The following is an 18,353-nucleotide window of genomic DNA, read 5'->3' as shown; positions in this document are numbered from 1 at the left end:
GTTATTCCGGTGTCCAGGCTTCGTAGTCGGAGCGTTCGGCGGGTGCCGAGCGCCGGATGGACCCCGCAGGCGCATAGGCCATGGCGGTGCCGGTCAGGTTCGGCTGGTGCGGTTTTTCCCAGTCCTTGCGCTTGAGCGGCTTGTCGGTGGGCGGCTCGTCCCAGGTGCGATGCAGCCAGCCGTGCCATTCGGGATCGACGCGGCTTGCCTCCGCCTCACCGTTGTAGATGACCCAGCGCTTGGCGTCGTCCTGCGTCTTGTAAAAGACGTTGCCTTGGCTGTCTTCGCCCACTTTCACACCCTTGCGGGCGGTGAAGAGTTGCGTGTTCAGGGTTTGGCCGTTCCACCAGGTGACGGCCCGCAGCAGCGTGTTCAGAATGCCCATGTGTCGCCTCCAGCGCTTTGGATCGTCTATGCCGCATCAGGCCCGCGCCGTCCAGAGGACACGGACGCACAGGCCGGGTTCCGGCGTGAAGTGGATCATGCGCCTGTATACGCCGTCACCTCGATTTCTATCCGGTCCTCCGGCGTGATGAGCCCGCATTCGATCATTGTTGCGGCGGGCGGGTTTTCCCCAAACGCCTCGCGCAGCATGGGCCAGCACGGGGGGAATTCATTTCGGTCCGGCAGCATGTAGGTGACGCGCACCACATGGCTGAAATCGGCGCCGCAGTCGGCCAGTGCCTTGCCGATGATGTCGAGGGCGGAGCGGCATTGCTCGACCGCCGTGGTGCCGTGGCCGACGGTTCCGGCGACGTGGATCCAGCCGCCAGCGGTCACGGCGCGGCAATAGCCGACCTTGGGTTCGAATTCTCCGCCGGAATGGATGCGCTTTATGGTCATGTTCTGTCCCCCATATGCGAGATGGTGGCGCACGCATAAGTGCGCCTTACGATTCACATCTGTGATCAAAGAAAAAGGCGGGTGAAACACCCGCCTTGTTGTTCGTTGCCGCCTGGGATCAGCCTGCAGAGGCGGGCTCTTTCTCCGCTTCGGCATGGATCATCAGCGGGGCCGCGTCGGATGTCACGGCCTCTTCGTTTACAACGACCTCTGTCACCGACTCGAGGCCCGGCAGCTCGAACATGGTATCGAGCAGGATATCCTCGAGGATCGAGCGCAAGCCGCGTGCGCCGGTCTTGCGTTCGATGGCGCGTTTGGCGATGGCGCTCAGCGCGTCCTCGGTGAAAGTGAGTGTGGTGTCCTCAAGCTCGAACAGGCGCTGGTACTGTTTGACCAACGCATTCTTGGGCTGGGTCAGGATGGTAACAAGCGCGTCTTCGTCCAGATCCTCGAGCGTGGCGAGTACGGGCAGACGACCGACAAATTCCGGGATCAGGCCGAATTTCAGCAGGTCCTCTGGTTCGAGATCGGTGAAGATTTCGCCCACACCGCGTTCATCGTTGTCGCGCACATCAGCGCCAAAGCCCATGGCCGAGCCCTTGCCCCGCTGCGCGATGATCTTGTCGAGGCCAGCAAAAGCGCCGCCGCAGATGAACAGGATGTTCGTGGTATCCACTTGCAGGAATTCCTGCTGCGGATGCTTGCGCCCACCTTGCGGCGGGACGGAGGCCACGGTGCCTTCCATCAGCTTGAGCAGCGCCTGTTGCACGCCTTCGCCCGACACGTCGCGGGTGATCGAAGGGTTTTCGGACTTGCGCGTGATCTTGTCGACCTCATCGATATAGACGATGCCGCGCTGCGCGCGTTCGACGTTGTATTCAGAGGATTGGAGCAGCTTGAGGATGATGTTTTCAACATCTTCGCCCACATAGCCAGCCTCGGTCAGCGTCGTCGCATCCGCCATCGTAAACGGCACATCGAGAATGCGCGCCAGCGTTTGGGCCAGAAGCGTTTTACCGCAACCGGTTGGGCCGATCAGCAGGATATTGGATTTCGCCAATTCGATATCCCCACCCTTTTGGGCGTGGTTGAGACGCTTGTAGTGGTTGTGCACGGCCACGGAAAGCACGCGCTTGGCCATGGCCTGGCCGATCACGTAGTCGTCAAGCACCTCGCAAATGTCCTTGGGCGTGGGCACACCGTCGGTGGACTTCAGGCCTGACGCCTTGGTCTCTTCGCGGATGATGTCCATGCACAACTCAACGCATTCATCGCAGATGAAAACGGTCGGGCCCGCAATAAGCTTGCGGACCTCGTGCTGGCTCTTGCCGCAGAAACTGCAGTAGAGCGTGTTCTTGCTGTCGCCGCCCGAATTCGTGGCCATGTCGCGTCCTTCCCGGCAGATGCCGCCATTCCAGGTGCCGGAGATATCCGGCGCGCCCCGCGTTGGCGGTTAGCTTAGGCCAGCCCCGCGAGGTCCACAATCGTCTTTTTGCCTGACCTCACGGTCAGATCACACTGCCCGTGAGGTATGCAGCAAATGCCTTATTTTTCGTCGTCGTCCGACTTTGATCGCTGGTCGACGATGTCGTCAAGATGGCCCCATGCCTTGGCCTCTTCCGGTGTCATCCATGTGTCGCGGTCGAGTGCCTGTTGCACCGTGTCGTAGTCCTGGCCCGCGTGCTTGACATAAAGTTGGTAAATACGCTCACGCGTTTGTTCGATGTGACGGGCCGAAATCAGGATATCGGAGGCCATCCCCTGTGAACCGCCCGAAGGCTGGTGCACCATGATCTCGGAGTTCGGCAGCGCAAAGCGCATGCCCGGTTCACCCCCGATCGCGATGACTGACCCCATGGACGCAGCCATGCCGCAGATCAGTGTCGACACCTTGGGCTTGATGTACTGCATCGTATCGTAGATTGAAAAACCTGCCGTCACTTCGCCGCCGGGCGAATTGATGTACATGCTGATTTCCTTGGACGGGTTTTCCGCCTCAAGATGCAGCAGCTGCGCCACGACAAGGTGGCTCATCCCCGAATGGATCGGGCCGTTGATGAATACGATCCGTTCCTTCAACAGGCGCGAAAAGATGTCATAGGCCCGTTCGCCGCGGCTGGTCTGTTCGACCACCATAGGGACCAGGTTGTTGGTGATGTGTGCATATTGATCAATGGGATCGCGCATAAGTCCTGCCTCGTCAGACGTCTGCGAGACCATACCCGCAGATGTGTTACCCGAGTCTTAGTATTGGCCACCGGGGGCTGCAAGGGCATGCGGACGCTTGAAGATGGCGCACGCCCGTCTAGCTGTGCCTGCATGACCGAAGCCTTGGCCCGATTTCCCCCGACCCGCACCGCTGCCCTTGAGCGGTTGAACCGATTTGTTCCCCATGCCGGGCGCGACTATGCCACGCGGCGCAATTATGATCTGGGGCGCGACGGCCACGACGGAGTGTCCACCCTGTCCCCATACATCCGCGCCCGGTTGTTGACTGAGGCGGATGTGTTGGAGGCGACACTGGCGCGGCACAGCGCCAGTGCGGCGGAGAAGTTCATTCAGGAGGTGTACTGGCGGACCTATTGGAAGGGCTGGCTGGAGATGCGACCGGCGGTTTGGGGGCAATACAAGACCGCGCTTAAGGGCGCGTTGGACAACATACAGACGCAATCGGGCCTGCGCGACCGGTGGGAACAGGCCTGCAAGGGCGAGACGGATATCGAATGTTTCAATGCCTGGGCGCGGGAGTTGGTCGATACGGGATACATGCACAACCACGCTCGGATGTGGTTCGCGTCGATCTGGATCTTTACCCTGCGCCTACCTTGGGAGTTGGGGGCTGAATTCTTCCTCCGTCATCTGCTTGATGGCGATCCGGCGTCGAACACGTTGAGTTGGCGTTGGGTGGCGGGCATCCAGACGCCGGGCAAGACGTATTTGGCGCGCACCTCGAACATTTCGAAATACACCGAGGGGCGGTTTGCCCCGAAGTGGCAGTTGGCGGGCGAGGCGCCCGCGCTGTCCGGTCCATCAAAGCCGGCCACCATGCCGCTGCCCGACGCGGATCTGCCCATCCCGAGCGCACGCACGGGTTTGATCCTGCATGATGACGACCTGAGCCCCGGTTTCATTCTGGATGCCGGGATCGCGCCGTTGGCGACTGCCGTCATAACGACACGGTCGGGGGTGTCCCCGCTGAGCGTGGCGCCGCATGTTGCAGCGTTTGCCGACGCAGCCGCGCAGGATACGGTTGATCGCTTTGATGCGCGGTTGGGTGCGGTTTCCGTGGTTGCGCCAACGTCCGACGCACTGGCGGCTTGGGCAAGCGCTGCGGGCGTTGATCAGCTGATCACGCCCTATGCACCTGTGGGGCCTGCGGCCGATGTGCTGGCCCGCTTTGGCAATCTGGATGATACACCGCCGCTGCGGCGGATCCGCCGCCCCTATGACAGTGCGGCGTGGCCCCATGCCACGCATGGTTTTTTTCGTTTCAAGGACAAGATCCCGAAACTGCTGGGCGAATTACGCGGATTGCGCGCAGCAGAGTAGAGCAGGTGATTTCAGACGCCGAGGTAGGTGTTCGCGACCTCTCCGGCGACGCCGGACATCGGGCCCGTCCATACGGATCGCCCACGTTCGAGGATTGTGGCGCAGTCGGCAATGCGGCCCAACTCGGCCAGCGACTTGTCCACCACGATCAGCGCCAGTCCGGTCTCACGGCGTACGGCATCCAGTGCGTCCCAGATTTCCTGTCGCACCACAGGCGCCAGCCCTTCGGTCGCCTCATCCAGAAGCATCAGGCGGGGGTTGGTCATCAGGGCCCGCCCGATGGCCAGCATCTGTTGCTCACCCCCCGACAAGTGACGCGCCACTTGGCCCTCGCGCTCTGCAAGTCGCGGAAACAGCCGGGTGACCTTGGCAAAGTCCCACGGGCCCGGTCGTGCGGCCGCGATCAGGTTCTCGCGTACCGTCAGCGGGGCAAAGACGCGCCGTCCTTCGGGAACCAGACCCAGACCCGCCCGCGCCGCGGCATGGGGCGACAGCTGCGCCAGATCACGCCCGGCGAAGTGCACTGTTCCCCTCGAATGCTTCATCAAGCGGCAGATGACGCGGATGGTCGTCGATTTGCCCATCCCGTTGCGCCCCATCAGGGCCAGCACCTCGCCCTCTTCCACGCTCAGATCGACGCCAAAAAGCGCTTGCGCTGCACCGTAGGAGGCCTCAACCCGTTCAAGGTGCAAGAGCGTCACAGCGGCACCTCGTCCCCGAGATAGGCAGTGCGCACGTCGGGGTTGCTGCGGATCTCGTCCGGCGTTCCGGTTGCGATGACCTTGCCCGCGACAAGGACGGAGATACGGTCGGCCAGGGTGAACACCGCATCCATGTCGTGTTCAACCAGCAGGATCGGTGCCTCGCGGCGCAGGTCGTTCAGGAAGGACGTCATGCGCGCCGTCCCCTCGGCACCAAGCCCCGCCATCGGCTCATCCATCAGGAACAGCTTGGGGTTCAGCGTGAGCGCCACGGCCACTTCGAGCAGGCGGCGCTGGCCATGACTGAGCGTGCCGACGCGCGCGTGCGCGACGTCTTGCAAGCCGACGCGTTCGATCGCTGCCTTCGCTTCGGCGCACAGGTGCGTGTCCTGCATCACCGGTTTTAAAAAGCGCCAGACGCTGCGCGTGGCCCCGACTGCGCCGAGCATTGCGTTCTGCAAAACCGTGTTTTCCATAGCCAGCGCGCTGATCTGGAAGGTGCGCCCAAGCCCGCACTTGGCCCGGTCCGCGGTGCCCAGGTCCGTCACGTCCCGACCGTTCACCATCACGCGCCCGGCATCCGGGGCCAGACCGCCCGCAATCTGTTGGATCAATGTGGACTTGCCAGCCCCGTTTGGACCGATCAGCGCGTGGATTTCGCCCGGCAGCAGGGTGAGGGACACATCGTCGGTCGCGCGCAGTGCGCCGAATGACTTGGACAGCCCGCGGATATCGAGGAGCGGCTCAGTCATGGGCGGCGCCCTCTTTCGACAGCGCACCGATCACGCCGCCGCGTGCAAACAGAACAACCAGCAGCAGGACGGCCCCAAGATAGATCAACCAGAAATCGCTGACCCCGCTCAGCATATGCTCCAAAAGAACAAACAGGCAGGCCCCCACGACGGGGCCATAAAGCCGCCCGATACCGCCCAGCACGATGAAGACGATGAACTCGCCCGACATCTGCCAGCTGAACATGGTGGGAGATATGAAGCGGTTGAGGTCGGCAAAAAGCGCGCCCGCGAGCCCGGTGACGGCACCGGAGATGACAAACGCCACCAACCGCAGGCGAAACGGGCTGAGCCCGACGGTTTCGACCCGGACCGCGTTTTGGCGCGCGGCCCCGATGGCGAGACCGAAAGGGGATGTCTCGATCCGTCCCATCAGCCACAAGACCGCCGCCAGAACCGCAAAGACCAGCCCGAAGAACTGAATGGGGTCGAGCGTGTTGACGCCGGGAAAGCTATTGCGGACATAAATGCTCAGCCCGTCCTCGCCCCCATAGGCGGGCCAGGAAATTGTGAAGTAGTAGAACATCTGCCCAAAGGCGAGCGTGATCATGATGAAGTAGACACCCGCCGTCCGCAGGGCAAGCAGGCCAATCACCAAAGCCGCCAGGGCACTAACCAGAATCGCGACCAGCCAGATGATCGGCATCGACTTGGTTCCGTCGAACATGACAAAGCCCAGATCGAGCGGCGTGAAACTTTGCGCGTGGCTGGCCAGAATGCCCATGGCATAGCCGCCCAGCCCGAAGAACACGGCGTGACCCAGGCTGACCAGCCCGCCCAAGCCAAGGGCGAGGTTCAGCCCAACCGCGGCAAGGGCGAGAATGGCGGCGCGCGTGGCCAGCGTGATGGTGAACGGCTCATCCACGACCACGGCGACCACAGCAACCAGTGGCAGTGCGAGAAACGCGATTATGTTGAGCATGCGTTCGGGCAGCATCATGCGGTTCCGTAAAGGCCGGTGGGCCGAAAGATCAGCACGACGGCCATCAGCACATAGATCAGCATCGACGCAATCGCCGAGCCGATGCTTGTCGCCGAAGATGCGTCCATGATCCCCCCCAGTGCCAGAGGCAGAAGAACGCCCCCGAGCGTATCGGTGAGCCCAACCAACAACGCCCCCACAAGTGCCCCTTTTATCGACCCGATCCCGCCGATCACGATGACGACAAAGGCGAGGATCAGGACCGGTTCCCCCATGCCCACCTGCACCGACTGGATGGCGCCAACGAGCGCACCCGCCAGACCGGCAAGCGCAGCGCCGAGCGCGAAGACCAGCGTGTAGAGCGCCGAGATGTTGACGCCGAGGGCTGCAATCATCTCTCGATCCGCTTCGCCCGCGCGGATCTGGATGCCGATGCGGGTGCGGCCAATCAGCAGGAAAAGGCCCGCCGCAACGGCAAGGCCCACGAGGATGATAACGAGGCGATACGCCGGATAGGCAATGCCGCCGGGCAATGTCACCGGCCCGGCAAGGACCGACGGCACGTCAAGATAAAGAGGAAACGATCCGAAGAGCCACCGCGTCCCCTCGGACAGGATGAGGATCAGCGCAAAGGTGGCAAGCACCTGGTCGAGGTGATCACGGTCATAGAGCCTGCGGATCACGGCCAGTTCAATGACGACACCCGCTGCGGCTGCTGCCACAAGGCTTGCAAACAGGGCCAGCAGGAACGAGCCAGTGGCGGCGGCGACCGCTGCAGCCGCAAACGCGCCGATCATGTAGAGCGAGCCGTGCGCGAGATTGATCAGGCCCATCACGCCGAAGATCAGCGTCAGGCCAGCCGCCATCAGGAACAGCATGATCCCCGATTGCAGACCGTTCAGCACCTGTTCGATCAACAGAAGCGTCGTCATTTGCCCCGCCCTGCACGACGACATCCGCCGCGCAGGCTCCCTTTGATTTGAAAAGGCCCCGGCAGAGCACCGGGGCCAAAGTGCTTAGAGGTTGCAGTCTGCGCCGTAAGGATCGCTGTGATCGGTTGCAGCGGTGCCCACAATCCGGTTGGTGACCAGGTCACCCTCCTTGATCACCTCGCGCAAATAGATGTCCTGCACCGGGTGATGGTTGGCGGCGAACGAAAACTTGCCGCGCACCGACTGGAAGTCCGCCTCTTTCAAAGCTGCGCGGAACGCATCGGCGTCATCGACATCGGCCTTGGCCGCAGCGGAGGCCAGCAAAAGCCCCGTGTCGTAGCCTTGCGCCGCGTAGATCGACGGCAGGCGCCCGAACTCTTCCTGAAAGGCTGCGACGAATTCCGCGTTGCCCGGAACATCCAGGTCCTTGGACCAGTGTGCCGTGTTCTTGGCCCCGACAGCGGCATCGCCAATGGCACCCAGGATACCCTGATCAAAGCTGAAGGCAGGGCCGGATACGGGCTTGTCCACACCCGAGCCCGCATATTGTTTCATAAACGAAATGCCCATGCCGCCCGGCAGGAAGAAATAGATTTGATCGGCATCGCTCGCCCGCATTTGCGCAATTTCAGCGGCATAGTCGGTCTGGCCCAGCTTGGTATAGACCTCTGCCGCAATCTCGCCCTGATAGGTGCGCTTGAAACCCGCCATGATGTCCTGACCCGCCGGGTAGTTCGGCGCCATCAGGAACACCTTGCCCGCCTCGCCGCTGAGTGCTGTGCCCGCCGCTTCGGAAAACGCATCGTTCTGCCAGCTGACGTTGAAGTAGTTCTGGTGGCACCCCTTGCCCGCCAGGGCCGATGGCCCGGCATTGGGCGACAGGTAAAACTTGCCCTGCGCTGTTGCCGCAGGCACGACCGCCATGGCGAGGTTCGACCAGATGATGCCCGTCATCACGTCGACCTTCTCGGACTGGATCATCTTGTCGGCCAATTGCACGGCGATGTCGGGCTTGCGCTGATCATCCTCGATCACGACCTCGATATCGTCGTTGCCCTTCACGGCCAGCAGGAACCCATCACGCACGTCGATGCCAAGGCCCGCACCACCGCCGGACAGCGTTGTGATCATGCCGACCTTTACGCCGTCCGCTTGCGCACCCGCACCGAAAGCCACGACGCAGGTCGCAGCCAGAAGCTGTTTGAATGTCATAGAAGTCTCTCCCTTGTTCACCGGGCTCTTGCGGCCCATCTTTCACGCCTATCAGGCGCCCAAACGCCCCTCATCTGTCAAGCCTTAGGTCACACGCTGGCGGGTCATGAACGCCGGATCGTCCCACAAACGGTCACCCATGACCGTTTCGATATGATCCACGGCGGCCAGGACATCACGTTCGTCCAGATACAGCGGCGTGAAGCCGAACCGCATGATGTCGGGCGCGCGGAAATCGCCGATCACACCGCGGGCGATCAGGGCCTGCATGGCGGCATAGCCATGCGCAAACCGAAAGGACACCTGGCTGCCGCGCTCGGCGCTGTTGCGCGGGCTTGCGAGGGTCAAGTCAGGCACGCGCGCTTCGACTTCGCGAATGAAGGTGTCCTGCAAGGCAACTGAAGCGGCGCGTATGTCTGACATGTCCACAGTCTCCCAGACCTCCAGCGCTGCTTCCAGGGCAGTCAGCTGGATCACAGGGGGCGTGCCAACGCGCATCCGCTCGATGCCCGGCGCCGGGCGGTAATCAAGGTCAAAGGCGAAGGGCGCATCGTGGCCCAGCCACCCCGCCAACGCAGGTTCAACATGGTCCGCAAGATCTTGGCGCACATAGATAAAAGCAGGCGCGCCCGGACCGCCATTGAGGTACTTGTACGTGCACCCGACGGCAAACTCGCAGCCGCACCCCGCCACATCGACCGGCACGGCCCCCGCCGAATGGGCCAGATCCCAGATCATCACGGCCCCGGCACTGTGGGCCAGTTCGGTCAGCGTCTTCATGTCGTGCATCCGCCCGGTACGGTAGTCGACCTGCGTCAGCATGACGGCGGCCACGCTGTCGTCGATGGCGTCGGCAACCGCTTCGGGCGCGACCACCCTCAGGTCGTAGCCGTTGCCAAGCATCTGGATCAGCCCCTGGGCCATGTAAAGGTCGGTCGGAAAGTTACCGGAATCGCTCAGGATCACCTTGCGGTCGGGCCGCATCTTCAGCGCCGCAGCCAGCGCCTGATACACCTTGATCGACAGCGTGTCGCCCATGACGGTCGTGCCGGGCGGCGCCCCGATCAAACGGCCCACCGCATTGCCCACGCGGCTGGGTTGTGCCATCCAGCCCGCACTGTTCCAACCCTTGATCAGCTGCGCGCCCCACTCGTCCTGCATCATATCGGCGACGCGGTCCTTGGCGGTTTTCGGCAATGGACCCAAGGAATTGCCGTCCAGGTAAATGATACCCTCCGGCAGATCGAAAAACTCTTTTCTCAGAACCATCTACAGGGCCCCTCTCACGTTCCAAAGCTCAGGAAACAGAACAACATCCAGCATCTTGCGCAGGTAACTGACCCCTGCCGTCCCGCCCGTGCCGCGCTTGAACCCGATGATCCGTTCAACCGTCGTGACGTGGTTGAAGCGCCAGCGGCGAAAGTAGTCTTCCAGATCTACCAGCTTTTCAGCAAGTTCATAGAGTTCCCAATGTTTTGCCGGGTCTTCATAAACCTTTTGCCACAGCGCCTGTACCTCGTCCCGGTGGATCCACGTGCCGGTATGACGGCCCGGCTCTACCGTTTCAGTGCCAAACGCTGCATCCAGCCGTATCAGCGCGACCTGATACAAACTGGGCCGGTCCAACTCATTCGACAGGGTCTGGAAGGCTTCGGGTTTGTGTTCGTGCACCTTGGACACAGCCAGCTGCCGGTTGCCTAGGATATACTCAATCTGCCGGTACTGATGCGACTGAAAGCCGGATGAATTGCCAAGGCTGGGCCGAAAGGTCGTGTATTCGCTTGGCGTCATGGTGCGCAGCACGTCCCATGCGCCGTTCAACTGTTCAAAGATACGGGCCACGCGGGTCAGCATCTTGAAGGCCGGGGCAAGGTCACCGGCACCAATCGCATCACGTGCAGAATTCAGTTCATGTATGGCCAGCCGCATCCACAGCTCGGACGTCTGGTGCTGGATAATGAACAGCATTTCGTCATGCGCGTCCGACAGGGGATGTTGGGCGGCAAGGAGCGCATCAAGCCCCAGATAGTCGCCGTAAGACATGTCACGGGCAAAATCGAGTTTTGCACCGTGGTGCTCGGCGTCCTTGTCATCGTGGGTGTGCATCATCAGCCTCCGCCCGACGATAATGTCCGGCTGCGGCGCGAAGTCCACATCAAGCGTCAGAATTTTTTACGGAGGGCCTGTTGGTTACGCGCCACTTGGCAGTCCCAAGCGGCTCGTCACTCGGCCGCCAGCATTTTAAGCAGCACGTCGGCGTGGCCATCTCGTAACTCATCCACGGGAAAGTGGTCATCCAGATCGTCAAAGGTCGCGAACATCTCTCGGGACAGCGACAGGGTGACCATGGGTCCAAAGGCGATGTGAAAGAACTGGTTCTTGTCAAAATCCCGAAACGCACCGCTGCTCTGCCCTTCTTCTACGATACGCCACAGGGTCGCGCGCTGCGGCTCGATGTATTCGGCGTGAAAGGACCGCGCGACATTCGGAAAGGCGCGCGACACTTCGGCGATCAGGGGTGACATACGCCCGACGGGCGCTGTGATCATGGTTGTATACAGGGCACCAACCCCTGCACGCAGCTTCTCCTCTGCAGAGAGCGCTGCATCGTCGGCAATTTTGGCCAAGGCGTCCAAAGCCGCTGTGTATCCGTAGGTGACGCAGGCGATAAACAGGTCTTCCTTGCCATCAAAGTGGTGGTACAGGCTCGCCTTCGTCATGTTGCATGATTTGGCGATGGCACTCATCGACGTGCCCGAAAATCCCTGCTGAAGGAACATGTCCGTCGTCGTTGCGATGATACGGGTGCGCGTGTCGATCTGAGTTTTTTCGGTTGTGTTCATTGACGCCGCTGCCCTGCCCCCTAAATGCCTACCGAACGGTCGGTTACTTCCCGCCCCGCCACCGCTTACTTAGGAGTGTAATGTGATGCTGCAAGTCCGAACTAGCCTGAAAATCATGGCAATTGCACTTGCCGCCCCGACGGCGCTGGCAGCAGAGCCGGTCGGTGACGCAGCACCCATCTTCGTACAGACCACGATGGTGCCTGCGGCAACTCAAACCGTGTCGCGGACCTTCTTCGGTCAGGTTGCGGCGCTGGACACGGTCGACATCTCCTTCGAAGTGGGCGGGTATTTGCAGACATTGAACGCACGCGAGGGCGCAACGGTTCCGCGCGGCGCTGTCCTGGCAGAACTCGACAATGCACCCTTTGAACGGGCGGTCGAGCGCGCCGAGTTGAACCTGCAACAGGCCGAGCGCGACCTTGAACGCGCGAAAACGCTTGCAGCACGCAATGTCGCCTCTGCCGTTCGGGCCGAAAATGCCGAGACGGCGCGCGATCTGGCCGACGTTGCCTTGCGCGAAGCGCGCGACGCGCTGTCCGATGCGCGGATCACGGCACCCTTTGACGCGCTGATTGCGGACCGGCTTGGCACCCCCTTCACCACCATTGAACCCGGCAGCCCAATTCTACGACTGCACAACATGGCGGAACTCCGGGTGGAATTTGACATCCCGGAACGCCTGTTCGGCACCATCAAAGACCCCACTCACGTGACCTTCACCGGCCAGATCAATGGTCCAAACGACCCCATTCCGCTCATTTTCCGCGAATTTCGGGCAGAAACCGGACGCATCGGGCAGAGCTACACGGTGTCACTGGCGGCTGATCTGCCGCAAGGAGAAATTCTGCTGCCCGGGCGGGCGATCACGGTCAGGGCTGAGGTTGAGCGCGATCTTGGAGGCATCGTCCTGCCCGCCACCGCCATCGCAACACAACCGGAGGGCGGGCATGTCGTCGTCGCCCTCGACCAAAACGAAACGGGCCTCACGGCACGCCATGTCGACGTGACAGTATCCTCACGCAACGGCACCCAATTCACCGTGGACGGTGTGCAAGCCGGAACCGAAATCGTCGAGGTCGCCGCGCATATGATCGAGGACGGGCAACCGGTGAAACGGTTCCAAGGCCTCACCGTGGAGGGGTCCTAAACCATGCAGATCGCCCGCCTTGCCATACAGAAGCCGCTCTATACCTGGCTGCTGATCCTGTTCTGCCTCTTCGGTGGGGCCGCCGGCTACATCAGCGTGGGCAAGCTTGAGGACCCGGTGTTCACGCTCAAATCCGCGCTGGTCATCACCGCCTACCCCGGCGCCACGGCGGCCGAGGTTGCCATCGAGGTGTCCGAGGTTCTGGAGGCGGAAGTCCAGCAAATGGACGAGGTGGACTTCATCACCTCCAACAACACGCCCGGCCTGTCAGTGATCGAGGTCACGATCATGGACACCTATGACGGAACGGAACTGCCGCAGGTCTGGGACGACATGCGCGACAGGATCGCAGACGCAACGGGCGATCTGCCCGCAGGCGCCTTGCCGCCCGTCGTCAATGACAGCTTCGGCGATGTCTATGGGCTGCTCTACGCCGTCAGCGCGCCCGGCTACGACGATGCAACGGTCTGGGACATCGCAACCTTTCTGCGGCGCGAACTTCTGACGGTGGACGGTGTGGCAAATGCCGAGGTTTTGGGCTTGCCGGAAGAGGCGATCTTTGTCGAACCATCAAGCGACATCTTGACCGCACTGGGCGTGCCGCCCGATGTGGTCATTGGCGCAGTATCATCCGCAGACACCGTCGTCGCAACCGGCACCGCCGACAACGGGCGCAGCGACGTGCGGATCAACGCGCCGCAACCCGATGATAGCGTGAGCGAGATCAGCGCGCTCACCTTCGGCTTTCAAGGCGAAGTGTTGAACCTCACAGACGTGGCAGATGTCTACCGGGGGCGCGTTGACACGCCGCGGCAGATCATCCGGCACAACGGGGTTGAGGCATTTACCATCGGCATCGCCGGGCTGACATCGGAAAACATCGTCAATGTCGGCGCAAGGATCGAACAGCGCGTGGCAGAGATCATGCCGCTTCTGCCTGCGGGCGTGACGCTTGAACCGATCTACGAACAACACCGCGTCGTGGATACGGCAAACCAGGATTTCCTGCTTAACCTCGCCATGTCGGTGGGCACGGTCATCGGCGTTCTGGCGCTGTTCATGGGGTGGCGCGCGGCCATCGTGGTGGGCGGCTCCCTCCTGCTCACCGTCAGCTTCACCTTCTTTTTCATGTACCTCTTCGACATCAAGGTCGAGCGGATCAGCCTGGGCGCACTGATCATCGCCATGGGGATGCTGGTCGACAACGCCATCGTCGTCGCCGAAGGGATGCAGGTGCAGATGCGCCGCGGGCGCAAGGCGGTCGAGGCGGCGGCCGAGGTTGCGCGCCGCACCCAAGTGCCTCTGCTGGGCGCCACGGTCATCGGCATCATGGCCTTTGCCGGGATCGGGCTTAGCCCCGACAGTTCTGGCGAATTCCTTTTTTCGCTCTTTGCAGTAATCGGGATTTCGCTGCTCCTGTCATGGGTGCTCGCCGTTACGGTCACGCCGCTGCTTGGCAGCTATTTCTTTCGCACCGACGCCGGTGGCGGGTCCAAGGATCCCTATGACACGATGTTCTTTCGGGGCTACGGCGCGGTCGTGCGCGGCGCGCTGCGTCTGCGTTGGCTGGTGATCATCGGCCTTGTCGGTGCGACGGTCGCGGGCGTTGCCTCCATGGGGATGGTGAAACAGCAGTTCTTCCCCCCAGCGACAACCCCGCTCGTCTATCTGAACTACAAAGGGGCCGAGGGCACCTCGATTGCCGCAGCAAGCGATGATCTGCGCGTTCTCGAAAATTGGCTGCTCGATCATCCGTCGGTCGAGGCGGTCACAACCACCATCGGCGGCAGCATGACCCGTTTCCTGCTGACCTACACGCCCGAAGATCCCGCGCCCTCCTACGGTCAGTTGGTCATCCGCGTGACGGATCACGCGCAGATCCCCGGATTGCGCAATGAGCTGACGGATTTCGCGTCACAGGCCGTGCCGTGGGCCGAAACGAGGGTGCAGCAAATCATCTACGGCCCGCCCGTGGGCGCCGATGTCGAAGTGCGCTTGTCTGGCCCGGATCCACAAGTCTTGCGCGATCTGGCCGAGGAAGCGCGACAGGTCTTCGCACGCGAAACCGACCTTTTGGTGACGGAACGCACCGATTGGCGCGAGCCGCAGTTAACGACGCAGCCCATCTTTGCCACCGACCGCGCGCAAGCTCTGGGCATCAGTCGTCAGGACGTGTCACAGGCCATTGCGCTCGCGACGGACGGTCTGCGGGTCGGCACATTCCGCGAATTCGACCGGCAGGTGCCGGTTCTGATCCGAACGCCGCGCGCGGAACAAGGCACGCCCGACTATATGCTGGATCAGCCCATCTATGCACCGTCCGCCGGGACGTTCACGCAGCTAGACCAAGTCATTGACGGGTTCGAGGTGGTGACCCGCGACACCCTGATCCAGCGCCGCGACCGCAGCCCCACCGTAAGCGTGCAGGCGTTCACTGTGCCGGATGTCTTGCCGCCACAGGCTTTTGCCGAGGTTCGGTCGGCCATCGAAGCGATGCCGCTGCCCCCGGCTACCGCATGGAATGGGGTGGCGAGTTCGAAAGTGCCAGCACAGCCCAGCAAAGCCTTGGGCGGCAGATGCCGCTGGCCTTCGGGACAATGCTGCTGATCACGATCCTGCTCTTTGGCAAACTGCGTCAAACGGCTGTGATCTGGACCGTGGTGCCCATGGCCGTCACCGGTGTCGGCTTCGGGCTGTTGTTCACGAACCTGCCTTTCAGCTTCACGGCCCTTCTTGGCCTGCTCAGCCTTTCGGGCATGTTGATCAAAAACGCCATTGTTCTGGTTGAAGAGATCGACGCCCAAAAAGAAGAGGAAGGGCTGGACCAGTCCGAGGCCATCGTGACCGCCTCGGTCAGCCGCTTGCGCCCCGTCGTTCTTGCCGCCGCAACGACCATCCTCGGAATGGTGCCGCTCTTGGGCGACGCATTCTTTGCCTCCATGGCCGTGTCGATCATGGCCGGGCTCGGCTTTGCCTCTATCCTGACGCTGATCGGCGTTCCGGCCCTTTATCACACCTATCTGCGCAAAGAGCGGCGACAGGAGCGTCAAAACTCCGACACCAAGCGGAGTACCGATGCAGAAGTCAGGACACTGGATGCCACCTCGGACAACAAACAAAAGCCACCCGAGAAAATCGCCGCTGAATAATCGGACGGTGTCCGCGCCTGTTTGATGCAACACGTGTCCGGCAGCAGTGCGGACCACAGCCCTTAAGAAAACGTGAGGAAGCGTCCCGAGGTGCCGCCCTGGTAGGCGTCCAGCATGCACATGCCGATCCCCTCAGCACTCTGGAACAAGCCGGGCACAAATGGAAAACTGTGCACGCACTCGAAACACCGCAGACGCGGCACCCCGTGCACCACCACCTCCGCCAACAAAGACGTCGCAACATCCCTGCAACCGTCATTTAACGGTTGTGAGGCCCGACGCTAGTAATTCGCTTGAATCCGAACGATCTGGTAAGTGTGGTATCCTGAGGCTCTGTGAGCTTGGGGAGGACAATGTGCACGACAGTGACCACTTGGTGGAAATTGACCGTGTTTTGAACGGTGTGGACACGGGGCGCGACAGTCTTGTGACTGCCAGCTGGCAACGCTGTATCGAATCGTACGGTATGGATCCGTCCCGGCGGGAGCCCGCACATATCCTCTCACAAAACGAATTTCGTGAACATCGCGAACAGGCGGAACGGCTCATCGCCACCGCACGCTCAGGCCTGCAGTCCCTGTTCGATCAGGTGGCTGGCCAGAACTATGTGCTGTTGCTCGCTGACGACAAAGGCGTCTGTGTCGACTTTTTCGGTGACCGAAGTTTCGAAGACGATCTGCGCGCGGCTGGTTTATATACCGGATACAAATGGACCGAAGAACTGGCGGGCACCAACGGGGTTGGATCCTGTCTGGTGACACAACAGCCCGTCACTATACACCAAGGCGACCATTTTTCGCTGGCCCACACGCCGTTATCCTGCACGGCAGCCCCTATTTTCGATACAAAAGGGACACTGGCTGCAGTTCTTGACGTTTCGCTGTTGCGGGGTCCTTCGCCGAAGTCCTCGCAAAATCTGGCCATGACGCTGGTTACCAATTCGACCCGTCGCGTCGAACTGGCCAATCTCATGGCTGCGACACGGCGTGATTGGGTCCTGCGATTCTCGGTCAGCCCGGAATTTCTCGAAGTGGACCCCGAAGCGGCCGTCGCACTGGACGGATCGGGGCGAATTGTCGGCATGACGTCCGGCGCGCAACGATTGCTGAGTCCCGAGGGCGGAGGCAAGCTGATTGGCTCCCGCCTCGAGGACTGGCTGGAGATGTCAGTCGACGACCTGCCTGACTTCATGCGCGGGCGCCCTTCGGAACAACGCATTTTGCGAATGACCGATGGTCGCGCGCTCTATGGTCATGCCATCGCTCCCCAGACACCCGGGATGGTATCCATGCTCAGGCGCCGAAAAGCGGAACTGCCTGGTGCACTGGGCAGTTTTGCCGGTCCTGACGCGTCATTGCACACATTGCTTGCCAAGTCCGCCCAACTGGCCTCAACCAATGTGCCGTTGTTGATTTCCGGCGAGACCGGAACCGGCAAGGAGAAGCTCGCCCGGGCGATCTACCTCGCCGACCCGCGGGCGGGCGGGTTTCAATCTGTCCGCTGTGGTGGCTTGGTTGATTGCGAACCCTTCCTTGATGCGGATGCCAGGACGCTGTTTCTGCGCGGTATAGAGGATCTTACTCCACAGTCCCAAACTGGCCTACTGTCCGTTCTCGAAAAAAGACCCGAACTGCGTGTTATCGCGTCCTGCAGATGCGCGCCGTCAGCCCTCGCAGATGTGTTGCGCACAGATCTTTTGCATCGCTTGGTCGGGGCGACGTTGGCATTGCCGCCAATCCGAAACAGGGCTGATCTTGACTGGCTGATCGACCGGGTCCTGCGGCGCTGTTCCAGTGACGATATCCTGCTGTCGCCCCTCGCCCGCGCGGAGCTTAAGTCGAGACCTTGGGCCGGCAACATAAGAGAGCTTGAGCATGTCCTGGAAAGTGCCGTGGCGCTCTGCGAAGGCACCTGCCTGGATATTGCCGACATACCACCGCCGGCCTTGTTGCTGCCTTCGGAGCAACAAGCCGCCGGTACTGCGGAACTTGAGGCCTTGCTGACAGCCTGTGACTGGAACATGTCCGAAGTGGCGCGGCGACTTGGGCTAAACCGTTCCACGATCCTGCGCAGAATGCGCAAGGCTGGGCTGGCAGCCCCTTATTAAGTCTTGCAACCAACCTGTTGCGTCGCTGTTGCACGCGCAACAGGGCAGGCTTCGATTTGGCCTTTCCTTCTGATGCGCTGCATTTTTGCTTTGCCCGGGAAACGCGACGACTGCCAAGCTCATCTGCGGAGCACGATATTTACAAAAAGGGAGG

The 18,353-nt window shown here is 61.5% G+C and carries 17 protein-coding genes; 5 read left to right on the top strand and 12 right to left on the bottom strand.

Annotation, left to right across the window (positions count from 1 at the left end; all coding sequences use genetic code 11):
• Position 1: 1 nt before the first annotated feature.
• From BWR18_RS02465 to BWR18_RS02450, 4 genes are all read right to left on the bottom strand, one after another.
• Positions 2 to 385 (bottom strand): NADH:ubiquinone oxidoreductase subunit NDUFA12, encoded by a 384-nt coding sequence (locus BWR18_RS02465; protein WP_076626548.1) that lies wholly within the window; start codon positions 383 to 385, stop codon positions 2 to 4.
• 95 nt (positions 386 to 480) lie between these two features.
• Positions 481 to 843, bottom strand: coding sequence for a RidA family protein (locus BWR18_RS02460; RefSeq protein ID WP_076626547.1), 363 nt, complete (start codon positions 841 to 843; stop codon positions 481 to 483).
• Positions 844 to 961: 118 nt separating this feature from the next.
• On the bottom strand, positions 962 to 2,227 hold the full coding sequence (gene clpX / locus BWR18_RS02455) for an ATP-dependent Clp protease ATP-binding subunit ClpX (RefSeq protein WP_076626546.1): 1,266 nt from the start codon (positions 2,225 to 2,227) through the stop codon (positions 962 to 964).
• Positions 2,228 to 2,388: 161 nt separating this feature from the next.
• Positions 2,389 to 3,030, bottom strand: coding sequence for an ATP-dependent Clp protease proteolytic subunit (locus BWR18_RS02450; protein WP_076630074.1), 642 nt, complete (start codon positions 3,028 to 3,030; stop codon positions 2,389 to 2,391).
• Between the two features lie 132 nt (positions 3,031 to 3,162).
• On the opposite strand from BWR18_RS02450, the gene BWR18_RS02445 reads away from it, so the two are divergent.
• Positions 3,163 to 4,392, top strand: coding sequence for an FAD-binding domain-containing protein (locus BWR18_RS02445; RefSeq protein WP_076626545.1), 1,230 nt, complete (start codon positions 3,163 to 3,165; stop codon positions 4,390 to 4,392).
• Positions 4,393 to 4,403: 11 nt separating this feature from the next.
• Here BWR18_RS02445 and BWR18_RS02440 read toward each other — a convergent pair whose 3' ends face one another.
• From BWR18_RS02440 to BWR18_RS02405, 8 genes are all read right to left on the bottom strand, one after another.
• Positions 4,404 to 5,093 (bottom strand): ABC transporter ATP-binding protein, encoded by a 690-nt coding sequence (locus tag BWR18_RS02440; RefSeq protein ID WP_076626544.1) that lies wholly within the window; start codon positions 5,091 to 5,093, stop codon positions 4,404 to 4,406.
• On the bottom strand, positions 5,090 to 5,845 hold the full coding sequence (locus BWR18_RS02435) for an ABC transporter ATP-binding protein (RefSeq protein WP_076626543.1): 756 nt from the start codon (positions 5,843 to 5,845) through the stop codon (positions 5,090 to 5,092). Before BWR18_RS02435 ends, BWR18_RS02440 begins: the two co-directional genes overlap by 4 nt.
• Positions 5,838 to 6,821, bottom strand: a complete 984-nt coding sequence (locus BWR18_RS02430) for a branched-chain amino acid ABC transporter permease (RefSeq protein ID WP_076630073.1) — start codon at positions 6,819 to 6,821, stop codon at positions 5,838 to 5,840. The genes BWR18_RS02435 and BWR18_RS02430 overlap by 8 nt, the downstream gene beginning before the upstream one ends.
• Positions 6,821 to 7,738: a branched-chain amino acid ABC transporter permease gene (locus BWR18_RS02425; RefSeq protein ID WP_076630072.1), complete on the bottom strand. Its 918-nt coding sequence runs from the start codon at positions 7,736 to 7,738 to the stop codon at positions 6,821 to 6,823. Before BWR18_RS02425 ends, BWR18_RS02430 begins: the two co-directional genes overlap by 1 nt.
• Before the next feature lie 84 nt (positions 7,739 to 7,822).
• Entirely contained in the window at positions 7,823 to 8,950 is a 1,128-nt protein-coding gene (locus BWR18_RS02420) for an ABC transporter substrate-binding protein (protein ID WP_076630071.1), read from the bottom strand.
• 84 nt (positions 8,951 to 9,034) lie between these two features.
• Positions 9,035 to 10,219, bottom strand: coding sequence for a kynureninase (gene kynU, locus BWR18_RS02415; RefSeq protein WP_076626542.1), 1,185 nt, complete (start codon positions 10,217 to 10,219; stop codon positions 9,035 to 9,037).
• Positions 10,220 to 11,059, bottom strand: a complete 840-nt coding sequence (locus BWR18_RS02410; RefSeq protein ID WP_254684919.1) for a tryptophan 2,3-dioxygenase — start codon at positions 11,057 to 11,059, stop codon at positions 10,220 to 10,222.
• Between the two features lie 113 nt (positions 11,060 to 11,172).
• Positions 11,173 to 11,793 carry a TetR/AcrR family transcriptional regulator gene (locus BWR18_RS02405; RefSeq protein ID WP_076626541.1) on the bottom strand — a complete coding sequence of 207 codons (621 nt, stop codon included), beginning with the start codon at positions 11,791 to 11,793 and terminating at the stop codon, positions 11,173 to 11,175.
• A 115-nt stretch (positions 11,794 to 11,908) separates the two neighbouring features.
• On the opposite strand from BWR18_RS02405, the gene BWR18_RS02400 reads away from it, so the two are divergent.
• The 4 genes from BWR18_RS02400 (at position 11,909) to BWR18_RS02385 (ending at position 18,199) form a co-directional block, all read left to right on the top strand.
• Complete coding sequence (locus tag BWR18_RS02400; protein ID WP_172839345.1) at positions 11,909 to 12,943, top strand: efflux RND transporter periplasmic adaptor subunit; 1,035 nt, start codon at positions 11,909 to 11,911, stop codon at positions 12,941 to 12,943.
• Positions 12,944 to 12,946: 3 nt separating this feature from the next.
• Positions 12,947 to 15,550: an efflux RND transporter permease subunit gene (locus BWR18_RS02395; RefSeq protein WP_076626539.1), complete on the top strand. Its 2,604-nt coding sequence runs from the start codon at positions 12,947 to 12,949 to the stop codon at positions 15,548 to 15,550.
• Positions 15,520 to 16,092 (top strand): efflux RND transporter permease subunit, encoded by a 573-nt coding sequence (locus BWR18_RS22335; protein WP_368073638.1) that lies wholly within the window; start codon positions 15,520 to 15,522, stop codon positions 16,090 to 16,092. The genes BWR18_RS02395 and BWR18_RS22335 overlap by 31 nt, the downstream gene beginning before the upstream one ends.
• A gap of 355 nt (positions 16,093 to 16,447) precedes the next feature.
• Entirely contained in the window at positions 16,448 to 18,199 is a 1,752-nt protein-coding gene (locus BWR18_RS02385) for a sigma-54-dependent Fis family transcriptional regulator (protein WP_076626537.1), read from the top strand.
• Positions 18,200 to 18,353: the final 154 nt, after the last annotated feature.

Origin of the sequence: Tateyamaria omphalii, assembly GCF_001969365.1 — a bacterium.
Taxonomy (GTDB): Bacteria; Pseudomonadota; Alphaproteobacteria; order Rhodobacterales; family Rhodobacteraceae; genus Tateyamaria; species Tateyamaria omphalii_A.
This window is presented reverse-complemented; position numbering and strand designations above follow the sequence as displayed.

Excerpts from the sequence above, each read along its gene's own strand:
- BWR18_RS02465 (WP_076626548.1), bottom strand. The coding sequence starts at position 385 with ATGGGCATTCTGAACACGCTGCTGCGGGCCGTCACCTGGTGGAACGGC.
- BWR18_RS02460 (WP_076626547.1), bottom strand. The coding sequence starts at position 843 with ATGACCATAAAGCGCATCCATTCCGGCGGAGAATTCGAACCCAAGGTC.
- clpX (WP_076626546.1), bottom strand. The coding sequence starts at position 2,227 with ATGGCCACGAATTCGGGCGGCGACAGCAAGAACACGCTCTACTGCAGT.
- BWR18_RS02450 (WP_076630074.1), bottom strand. The coding sequence starts at position 3,030 with ATGCGCGATCCCATTGATCAATATGCACACATCACCAACAACCTGGTC.
- BWR18_RS02445 (WP_076626545.1), top strand. The coding sequence starts at position 3,163 with ATGACCGAAGCCTTGGCCCGATTTCCCCCGACCCGCACCGCTGCCCTT.
- BWR18_RS02435 (WP_076626543.1), bottom strand. The coding sequence starts at position 5,845 with ATGACTGAGCCGCTCCTCGATATCCGCGGGCTGTCCAAGTCATTCGGC.
- BWR18_RS02430 (WP_076630073.1), bottom strand. The coding sequence starts at position 6,821 with ATGCTGCCCGAACGCATGCTCAACATAATCGCGTTTCTCGCACTGCCA.
- BWR18_RS02425 (WP_076630072.1), bottom strand. The coding sequence starts at position 7,738 with ATGACGACGCTTCTGTTGATCGAACAGGTGCTGAACGGTCTGCAATCG.
- BWR18_RS02420 (WP_076630071.1), bottom strand. The coding sequence starts at position 8,950 with ATGACATTCAAACAGCTTCTGGCTGCGACCTGCGTCGTGGCTTTCGGT.
- kynU (WP_076626542.1), bottom strand. The coding sequence starts at position 10,219 with ATGGTTCTGAGAAAAGAGTTTTTCGATCTGCCGGAGGGTATCATTTAC.
- BWR18_RS02410 (WP_254684919.1), bottom strand. The coding sequence starts at position 11,059 with ATGATGCACACCCACGATGACAAGGACGCCGAGCACCACGGTGCAAAA.
- BWR18_RS02405 (WP_076626541.1), bottom strand. The coding sequence starts at position 11,793 with ATGAACACAACCGAAAAAACTCAGATCGACACGCGCACCCGTATCATC.
- BWR18_RS02400 (WP_172839345.1), top strand. The coding sequence starts at position 11,909 with ATGGCAATTGCACTTGCCGCCCCGACGGCGCTGGCAGCAGAGCCGGTC.
- BWR18_RS02395 (WP_076626539.1), top strand. The coding sequence starts at position 12,947 with ATGCAGATCGCCCGCCTTGCCATACAGAAGCCGCTCTATACCTGGCTG.
- BWR18_RS22335 (WP_368073638.1), top strand. The coding sequence starts at position 15,520 with ATGCCGCTGGCCTTCGGGACAATGCTGCTGATCACGATCCTGCTCTTT.